Consider the following 9,771-nt stretch of genomic DNA (forward strand, 5'->3'; position numbering starts at 1 on the left):
GAAAATTGTAGCAGAACTATCAAACCTACAAAAAATTCATAGTTTATTAAAATTATTTCTATAGCTTGCTGTCAAAAGCGGAAATACCCTTAACGATTGGCTCCATACTGCAAAAGAAAAACCCTGGCACACTTCCATTGCTATTCACCTTTCATAAACAATAAAATACCTTCACTATGTCAATCAAAGTAATCGGAGCCGGCTTTCCGCGTACCGGCACAAACACCCTCAGAGAATCGCTGCAAAAGCTGGGTTATGTAAAGACCTACCACATGAAAGAGCTTATTGTACATCCGGAGAATCTGCACTATTGGGAAACGCTAAGCAAAACCGGAACTACCAACTGGGAAGAATTGTATAATGGCTACCAGGCTACTGTTGATTTTCCCTGCTATCCCTGGTATAAGGAACACTTAAAACAATATCCGGATGCAAAAGTGATATTGACGATGCGACCTTTTGAAAACTGGTATTCCAGCGTTTACAGCACTATCTGGCAGGCGCAAAACCCACCTGAATCACAAAAAGCAGAAATGAGCCAAAAAATCACTGCTAATCCTCATCTTCAGCTGGTAATGAAGGTTATGGAATTTGCAAAAACAAACTTTACAGATGCACCATTCCAGGGCAAGTTCTTAGATAAAGATCTTGCCGAAAAAGTATATAATAAGCATAACGAAGAGGTAAAAAAGTATGTACCGGCAAAGCAGTTGCTGGTGTTTGATGTAACCGAAGGATGGGAACCACTCTGTACTTTTTTAGGTATGCCGGTACCAGACGAACCGCTGCCTCATACCAACAAGCGCGAAGATTTTAAAGCTATGCTGGGCGAACTGATGAGCGGGCATCTGGTGTAAAGCAAACAGTTATTTTGCAATTATTTGTTCCTTTATTATATGCAGCAGCACTGATATTCACCTGAATGCAGTTGATTTTTTTTAAAGCATTTACTGATGTGTAGTGTTAAATATGCCGAAACAATACACATCAGTGCTTAGGCTTATTTGCCTTTTCATCAGGTACATTGGTGTAGTAATCTGTAAGGATAGTACCATCAAAAATATCTCTGTTGAAAAAGCTCTTCAGCCTTTTTTTGATGTCGGGCTCTACCGTTTGGCTTTGATAGGTTTTTTGCAAATCCCCTTCGGATACGCCTATGGCATTAGCAAGGTCAGCCTCCTTAATGTGTTCTCTTTCTACATATAATTTTATCAATTCACCTTCGTTCATTTTCTTATTTTTTAATAAATGAATAAAAAATTGTTTACCAGTGTATTGTAGGAAGCTCAAATAAATCAGGCATACGCAGCAAGCTTATAACTACGCAAATTATACAGCTTGATTGAAAATAGTATTGATCATTAACCGGTAAAATATTGCTATTCTTACAACAGCAAATAATCTACCAAGGTGAAACGGCATTGCCTGCTGCTGGTCAATGTATTTGCATAACACTATTAAAAATATTCTACTTGCTTACTCTTTTGTATTTACAACAAACAATTAAACTTTGTGCTTGTCATTGGCAGGAACAAAGTACCTGCACTTAAACATAAATCAAAGTATATTTAAACAGCGATTTACCTATAATCCTCAGATGCCTGATTCCCTGCATGCAGGGAATCAGGCATTACAAAGGCGCTTTTGATTTTAAAATCAAACTGCATAAAAGTGGGCGTCCATATTTTTCGTACGCCTCAATACATCCTTTACCTGCAACAGTTTTTAACACTAGTTTTTTCTGATTGAAAAACAACCTGCTGGCACGTAGTCACATAAAAACGGCACGGTATTTAAGACACGTGCTTTATTACAACAGCGTTTAATATAAGTTATGGCAGAATTGAGTGTACAACCAAAGAAGAAAGGTATTCCTTGTTTGGGTTGGCTGTTTATTGGTATTGTTATTCTTGTTATTGCGCTTCTCCTTATGCGCTCGTGCAACCATACAAGCGACAGCACCATCAATACGGCTGACACCAATGTAGCAGTAGGCACTACTTCGCCAGTTACTCCGGCAAACGATACTGCCTTAGCCGGCCGTACACCCGGTGCTGATGACTGGGACGACATTGAAAAGAACGCACCTAATATCTCTTACGAAGAAATAACGGATAAAGATATTAGTGTAAGAGGCAACGACAATTATGGCATTTACGATTTGGGCAACAATATTTTGTTTGACCTCAACAGCAACAAGCTGAGAACAGGCGCAGCACAAAAGCTCACGCAAATTGCAGCTTCTATCAGCAAGCGCTTTAAAGGCGGTGAGGTGCGCATTTATGGTTTTGCCGATTCTACGGGCAGCGCGGCATACAACAAGCAATTGGCCGAAGAACGTGCTGCTGCAGTGCGCAACTGGCTGGCTACCAAAGGTGGTATAGACTCGTCCCGTATTTCGCTGCATCCGATTGGCGAAGCCAGGCCGGTAGCAACCAACAGTACACCGCAAGGACGGGAGCAAAACCGCAGGGTAGAAATTATTGCCAAAAAGCCCTGATAATAACACGATTTTTTTCACCCGGAGCTTTTGCAGAGAAAGCCCACAAAACGATATAGTATGAAAACAAATGATTATGCAGGCGCTCGCCTGTGTCGCTTAAAAGGTAGCGACTACGAAGTGGCTGACGGACAACCCGATATTCGTGGCTGGGATGTAAAAGATGTAAATGGCAAAACCATAGGCGAAATAGATGACCTCATCTTTGATGAACAATCACTAAAGGTGCGGTATATGGTGGTAGATTTGGATGATAATGATTTTGACCTGGATGATGATCGCGATGTGCTGATTCCCATTGGTCTTGGCGAAATTCCGGAAAAAGATGATGTGGTAATTGTTCCAAACATCACGGCAGCACAATTGGCAGCACTGCCCGAGTATGATAAAGATGAAACAATAACTCCACAGTACGAATACAACATCCGTAATGTATTTGCAGGTGCAGGCGCCGTGAGCGCTGGTGCAGCAAGTACTGATATCATCAACGATGATTTTTATAACCATGAATATTTTAACGAAGACAACCTCAACCGGAGGCGCAAGTCCAAGTATGCAAATACAGGAGATACGACTATAGATACAGCAAGGGATACAACAAGAGATAAAGTAACAGATACAACAGATACCTATTCTACCACAACTGATACTTATTCTACCAATGTAACGGACCGCAACCAGCAAAGCACTACCATCCCGGTAATTGAAGAAAATGTGGAAATAGGCAAACAACAGGTAAAAACCGGTGGCGCTTACATTAAAGCGAGAATTGTGGAAAAACCAATCGAAGAAACCGTAAACCTGAAGGAAGAACACTTAAACATTGACCGCAAACCAGTTGACCGCCCCGCCAACAGTACTGACTTTGATACATTTAAGGAAGGCGTGATAGAAATGGAAGAGCGTGCAGAAATACCGGTGGTAAACAAAGAAGCCCGTGTGGTAGAAGAAATAAACATCAACAAAGAAGTGTCTGAACGTACCGAAACCGTGCGCGATACGGTAAGAAAAACGGAAGTAGATATTGAAAACTTAGGAAATAAAGCAGATACATACAGGAATAATGATTAACAGGTAAATACGTATTTTATACGTATTAAAGATGGAAGCCGGTTGGCTTCCATCTTTAATTTAAGAGTTATATCCATACCGTTGCGTGCCTCTGCCAATAAGATTGTACTAATTTTAAAACGAAAATGGCTACAGGCAAAAGCATAAACTTTTATCTGCAGCCATTTTATAGTTCTTTTTTCATAGGTTAACAACAGGCATTTCACTCAAGCAAATTCAGAAGCAATACATACAAGCAAATACTTTCCGGATAAAATTAAATACATCCATGCCCGCTGCGGATAGCTGTGGCCAACAGCTTTAGCGTATTACAATTTGTCTATCAGCTCGTACACAAAAGAATAGTCCACTTTACGCATGTAAATACATAAGTTATATTCATCGGCAGCCAGCGCCATTACATTGGGCGATAGTACCAGAATGCAATATTTAATATGCTTTTCACCATTAATATACGTTTGCAAATACCACCGCTCATCAATATCCATGTAAATGTTATAGGTAGCCAGGGTTTCCACGCCATCATTTACGGCTATTAATACTGCTTCTTCAGCCAGGTTTTCTATCAGATAAAAAGTAAGCACTTCGCCTGGTTTTTCGTTGTGCCAGGTGCCTACAATACAGTTTGCATATTCTTTATATTGCTCAATAATGGTATGATTATTCATAGTGCTTTGCAATTCATTATTATATTGGATGGTTACAAAAAATATCTTTATTCAAGCAAAGCAACAATACCGCCAAAATAGCTGCCAGGCAAATATTTTACACAAGAATATCGCATAATGGTATAAACAGGCAACACTAATGTGTATTTGTTTGCCCGACAGCTTACTTTTTGCACTTATTTGCAGTGCGAAACAGGTTTGTAAGCAAAATGGTTAGAGCAGAATACGAAATAGCAATTTAGTTATATATCACTTTTACTTAAACTAAATTATGTTAGTGCAAGCTGCCTGTTATTCCGCACAAAGCCGCCATATAGTCGTAAGTATCACATCTTTTGTAAAGGCGGTCGTACTTAAGGCAAAACGAAATGACAAACTCCTGCATATATTCAAACTAATTTGTAATAAAAATCTATACTGCCGCACCTTTTAAAATCTTATTACCAACGGCACAATCGAGGCAACGTTTTACATCGCAATAATGCTTCTTCAATTCAAGCAATGCCTGCGAATGCAAAGCATTACTGTTTTCAACATTGTGCGCTCTCCATTGTTTGGTAATATTATTTGTTTCGGGTGCCAATTGTATCAGCCATTCTATTGCTTTGTCTTTGTATTGCTGCTCTTTAATATAAACACCATAAGCAAAAAGTACAGGCACAATAGTATTAATCATAATATTTTCCATCATTTGTCTGCCCAGCACTTTAGGCTTATAGTCTGCCGGCTCGCCGGGGCGATAATGATAATGCCAGTAATCATTGGCGGTTACATTCAGCATTGCCATTACTTCATTCAGCGTTGCGGCTTCTTTTATTTTAGAAAAAAGGTGTGCAGAAGTGGCAACGAGAGAAGCCAGTTGTGCCAGACGAACCGTAGGAAAATTAGAAGGTCGCATCCGCAAGAAAACGGGCGTTATACCAGGCGCTTTGAGCGTATATTTCTTTTGTAAAAAAAGATATTCGCGCTGCAATAATTGCACATAACCTTCATCAAAATCAGCATTCAGCAAATTAGCTTGTCCCAACAACAGCGCTTCTAACTGGTGGATTTGATTTTTATGTTTTGCCAATATATTCACCGGAATACTTTGCGCTATTGCTTCAAACGCATCAGCATTCACCATAATACCAAAATTGCGTGCAAGCAGCCACCACAATACTTCTTCCCAATGGTTATTGCTTTTATATAAATGCTCAAATACTTTGGCGGAACGCTTTTGTAATCGTTCAACCAGCAAGCGTTCTTTCCAGCTATCCCACGCAATGGAAGTGAGCACCGGCAGTAGATTTTCGCAAGGCACAAACTGGTGCAACTGCATTAGTTCATTATAATGTTCCAGCATCAGTTTTGATACTAATGGCTGCATTTCCAATGCAGCTAATTCATTACCACCTTTATCTTTTACTACTTTATCATTTATCCACACTACATGCAAAATAATGCTGTTGTACAAGTCATCTTCGCCATGATGATGCGCCTGCCAGTCGGATGCCTTTAGGTGTAGTTCTATATTGCCTGCCCAAATCGTATTACCAATTCTTATTTTAGCCTGTAAAAAATCAGGCCCCTGATTGGTATTGTATATACCGGGATAAATAATCTGCAAAGGCTCGCCTTTAGCAGTAAACAGGCTTTTATTATTGAAGTATTGAAATTGCCAGATGAATTGCAACAGCCGCTCGGAAAGCATAAAAGTTTTGGTTGTGTATCAGCCAACAAAATACATCATCCGGCGCAATTGGAGCGAAGAAATTGTTATTAAAATATTGAAACGCAAAGAGGCATCTAACGACACAGAGCAGCACAGACATTAATTATTAAATAGTGTGCTGCTCTGTACTTTATATGTAATACTGTGGTTAAAGCTTACACATTCACGGGCTTTCTTGCAACCACAGGTTTGGTGCGCAGCTTTACTACGCGCTGGCGAATACTTAAAAGCGTACCAAGTACCATCACAAGTATTCCAATCCACAATAGATTGATATACGGGAACAGTAACACTTTCAACGTAAGCAAATCGGTGATAGCACCATTTTCTTTAACGCCCACTTCCATTTTACCCACTTTTGGGTCAAGGATTTTATTGAAGTTTAAAACAAGACTTTGTGCAACCACCGTATCGGGCAGGCTGCGCATGGTACTGTCGTTCAATATGGCAATCGCGGGAGTTGCAGGATAACGCCTGCCATTTTTGCTAATCACTTCCAGGTCTAAACTGATGGTCGTTTCACCAGGACGTGCGCCTTTTACATCGGGCTTATTCACATCCACTTTCTTTAAAATCATTAGCCCGTTGGAGTAAAAAGTAGTATCACCCACTTGCATAGCTGCTGGTCTGAATTGCGCCGTATCTTCTGCGTGATTATTTTCTATCCACGAAGTAACATACGCAAAAATATCACGGTTTAGGTAGTGCTTTGAATCGGGATTGGGCGAAAAGCCTTCCTGCCCTTTGGTGTTGCGCAATACATCCGGATAAATAGTGAATGTTTCACCATTTTGCTTATCCTTGAAGTGTAGGACAAAATACTTTTTACGGTCGGTTACATCAAAAGAGTCTTTGCTGTACGTAACCATGTATTTGCCCATATCGGTAGCAATCCCCTTGAACAGAGTAATATTTTCAGCAGGAGTGCCGGTGATTTTATTGCTTTCTTCGGTATTCTGCAACGGCGAAACGCCCGTGGTGTTCCAGCTTAGAATTTCTTTTTTGCTCGATGAAATGAGGATAGCCAGCAGCACCATTCCAAAGCCAACATGCGCAATGGCAGCACCGGCATTTTTCATCTTACCCTTTAACCCAATCCAGATGTAAGCCGCATTAGCTACAATAGAATACACCGCCGCAAAGATGGCTATATGAATTGCCACTAAAAAACCAATACCTTTTTTATCGTAATCAATATTGCCAAAAATGGAGATGGCAAGACTGGCAACTAAAGCAATGATAGTGGGAACAGCAATTTTTTTATAAAAAACCGCTCTTGGCGTTTGCTTGTATTTTAAATACTGGGTAACAGCCGTTAATATTCCAACGATAATGGCAATAAAAATCTGTATTTTATTGTAAGAAAACTCAGCATCCGAAGCCTCTGCCATTTTTTGATTAAATGCTTTATTAATCACCGGCAAAGAGGTTTGACTGATGATGATAACAGCACCTAAAAAGAATACTAAAGCGCCAATAAACATCCAAAATTCGCGGCTGTAAATATCTTCCTCCCTATGGATAGCGGGAATATTTTTATCTCTGTTTACCTGTATGCCAAACGCAACAAGGAAACCCACCAGAGAAAACAGCCATAAGCTAGGTGTAATAGTCTCCGGCAAAAGGAACGTAAGCAGAATGATTGCAGCAATAATAATAGCTACGGTTATTTTACCTTTTTTGTTCGATTCAACAAAAGAAGGCAGCCATACAAACACGCTTAAAAACGCAAGTAACTGCTGATTCATTCCTTCACCGGTAAAAGCGTGCACCGAGGTATCGCCCAATATACCACTGCGTGTAAGGAAGGTAGAATACAGCACAAGTATAAAAGACAGCACATAAAAGATATACGTGCTCTTGAGTGAATAACCGGAGTGCCGGTAAATGAGGTTGGTATGCAAGCCAGCCACCATCACCAGCCATGGCACAAGCGATGCATTTTCTACCGGGTCCCACGCCCAATAACCGCCAAAAGTAAGGCTCTCATACGCCCAGGCGGCGCCCATCATAATACCGGTGCCCAACATGGCAACCGAAAACAAGGACCAGGGCAGGGCTGCTTTTGTCCAGCTATGCTCTTTGTTGGTAAGCCCTGCATACGCAAAGGCAAATGGTACAATAGTAGAGGCAAAACCGAGGAATAAAACAGGCGGGTGAATTGTCATCCAGTAGTTCTGAAGTAGCGCATTCAGGCCGGAGCCGCCGGATCGATACAGTAATTCTACATAATTTTTACTCAAATTGCCTGAGGCATCGTGCAAAAAAGGCGCATTATCCAAAATGCCTTCATTGCGCAGCAATACAAATGGGCTATGCCCTACTTTAAACCCGAAAAAGAAAATACCCAGCAACATGGTGGCAATACAAAACTGTGCAAAAGAAATAACGGTGAGCACCGGTGCACGCCACTCTTTTACACGCCAGATGATGAGCCAGCCCAGTACGCAATGCCAGAAGCTCCAGAGCAAAAAGCTACCCTCCTGCCCTTCCCAAAGGCAACTGAAAATATATTGGGTTTGCATGGTGTTGTCGCTGTGTTCCCATGCGTATTTGTATTCATAATAATGATTGGCAAGAATGTAATAAATGCAGCCGATGATGCTAACCACACAGATGGTCTCCAGCAAAAAAGCACCTTTTGCCAGGCGCATCCAGCTTTCCTTTTCGCCCGGTAATACGGCCTTATTAGACTTATAAAAACTAATGGTAGCAACCAGCGAAACGACTAACGAAAGTACTGCAAAGAAATGCCCGAGCTGACCGGGCAATAGATGTTCACCTGTATAGTTCATTATAAAGTATTAGTTTATTTCATCGCCTGCTGATTGATCGCTTTCTTAGCAGCTTCGGGATCGTCTTTGTATTTGGAAGGACATTTTATCAAAATCCCTTTTTGGTCATGAATCTGGAACACACCGTTCTCCATTTTTCCTTTCAGCACAATGCGCTCGCTTTTCTCCATATCATACGGCTTTTCGTAATAATACGCCACTTTCATGCGGTCGCCCAGTGTATCAATCGCTTCAAAAGTGAGATAGTTGGGGTTTACGGCAGGATTGTATTGCACGGTAGCTTTATCCAGCTTGGCAATCACAGTTACCGTTTTGCCACTTTTTTGCTTTGCAGAAGCAATCGTTTCATACGCTGTTACATTTACCATAGAGCTGATGAGTACAGCTATAGCAATGCCTATAAGAATGAGAGCTGCAATGTGCGATTTTTTCATCGTGATGTTTATGAGATTTCAATGGCAAAAGTATATTAAAAATAACCTTTGCGCAAACAGTAACACCTTTACTGTAAGGGGATAAGTGTTAAATATTTGCATTCATTTAAGAAGCTGATTAAAAATAACTTATTTGAATTGCGGAGAAATAAATACGCAAAGAAATACAGTTGAGTTGTGTAATCATCAGGCAAGAAGGTAAATACAGGTATAAAAAAGTCTCGTAGAAGCCTATCTGTTTATAATAATAATCAGTGGTGAGTGCAATTGGCTCCAACAGAGTCTCCTTTTAGGGAGCAGTAAAAGCAGAGGTTCCTATAGAGCTTAAGTAATCCTGCGCAGTTCTATAAATAGGATGCTCCAATCGAAGCTTAGGCAAAGCCTTATTAACTAATCAATGCATGGCAGCAACATTGTTCCGTAAGTAAAGAATACTTCATATAATCTCCTCTTTTTGAGCTTTCGTTCTAATCTCTTGGGGTTAGTTCCGCGAAGCTCTGCTTCGCCTTTGGTATTATCTTTATGTAGTGAGTGAATATATCCATAAGAGTCATAATGTATCAGTTTTATTGTATCATTATGTATGTCC

9 protein-coding genes are annotated in these 9,771 nt (G+C 40.5%); 3 read left to right on the forward strand and 6 right to left on the reverse strand.

What is annotated here, in order from left to right; all coding sequences use genetic code 11:
- Positions 1–176: 176 nt before the first annotated feature.
- Positions 177–857: a sulfotransferase family protein gene (locus FC093_RS10040; RefSeq protein ID WP_137261640.1), complete on the forward strand. Its 681-nt coding sequence runs from the start codon at positions 177–179 to the stop codon at positions 855–857.
- A 130-nt stretch (positions 858–987) separates the two neighbouring features.
- Here FC093_RS10040 and FC093_RS10045 read toward each other — a convergent pair whose 3' ends face one another.
- A complete protein-coding gene (locus FC093_RS10045; protein ID WP_137261641.1) occupies positions 988–1,230 on the reverse strand; it encodes a hypothetical protein in 243 nt (80 codons plus the stop codon).
- Positions 1,231–1,834: 604 nt separating this feature from the next.
- Between FC093_RS10045 and FC093_RS10050 the strand changes: the two genes are divergently transcribed.
- A complete protein-coding gene (locus FC093_RS10050) occupies positions 1,835–2,500 on the forward strand; it encodes an OmpA family protein (RefSeq protein ID WP_137261642.1) in 666 nt (221 codons plus the stop codon).
- Between the two features lie 60 nt (positions 2,501–2,560).
- Positions 2,561–3,571: a DUF2382 domain-containing protein gene (locus tag FC093_RS10055; protein ID WP_137261643.1), complete on the forward strand. Its 1,011-nt coding sequence runs from the start codon at positions 2,561–2,563 to the stop codon at positions 3,569–3,571.
- Positions 3,572–3,879: 308 nt separating this feature from the next.
- Here FC093_RS10055 and FC093_RS10060 read toward each other — a convergent pair whose 3' ends face one another.
- The 5 genes from FC093_RS10060 to FC093_RS24040 all read right to left on the reverse strand — a co-directional run.
- A complete protein-coding gene (locus FC093_RS10060; RefSeq protein WP_137261644.1) occupies positions 3,880–4,239 on the reverse strand; it encodes a hypothetical protein in 360 nt (119 codons plus the stop codon).
- Between the two features lie 412 nt (positions 4,240–4,651).
- Entirely contained in the window at positions 4,652–5,932 is a 1,281-nt protein-coding gene (locus tag FC093_RS10065; RefSeq protein WP_137261645.1) for a DUF2851 family protein, read from the reverse strand.
- A gap of 176 nt (positions 5,933–6,108) precedes the next feature.
- Positions 6,109–8,748 carry a cytochrome c biogenesis protein CcsA gene (gene ccsA, locus FC093_RS10070; protein WP_137261646.1) on the reverse strand — a complete coding sequence of 880 codons (2,640 nt, stop codon included), beginning with the start codon at positions 8,746–8,748 and terminating at the stop codon, positions 6,109–6,111.
- Between the two features lie 14 nt (positions 8,749–8,762).
- A complete protein-coding gene (locus FC093_RS10075; protein ID WP_137261647.1) occupies positions 8,763–9,182 on the reverse strand; it encodes a cytochrome c maturation protein CcmE domain-containing protein in 420 nt (139 codons plus the stop codon).
- A 390-nt stretch (positions 9,183–9,572) separates the two neighbouring features.
- Positions 9,573–9,771, reverse strand: a 199-nt coding sequence (locus FC093_RS24040; RefSeq protein ID WP_206106546.1) for a hypothetical protein, incomplete at its 5' end; no start/stop codon positions are given.

The sequence above is a fragment of the Ilyomonas limi genome (assembly GCF_005233845.1).
In the GTDB taxonomy this organism is placed as follows: domain Bacteria; phylum Bacteroidota; class Bacteroidia; order Chitinophagales; family Chitinophagaceae; genus Ilyomonas; species Ilyomonas limi.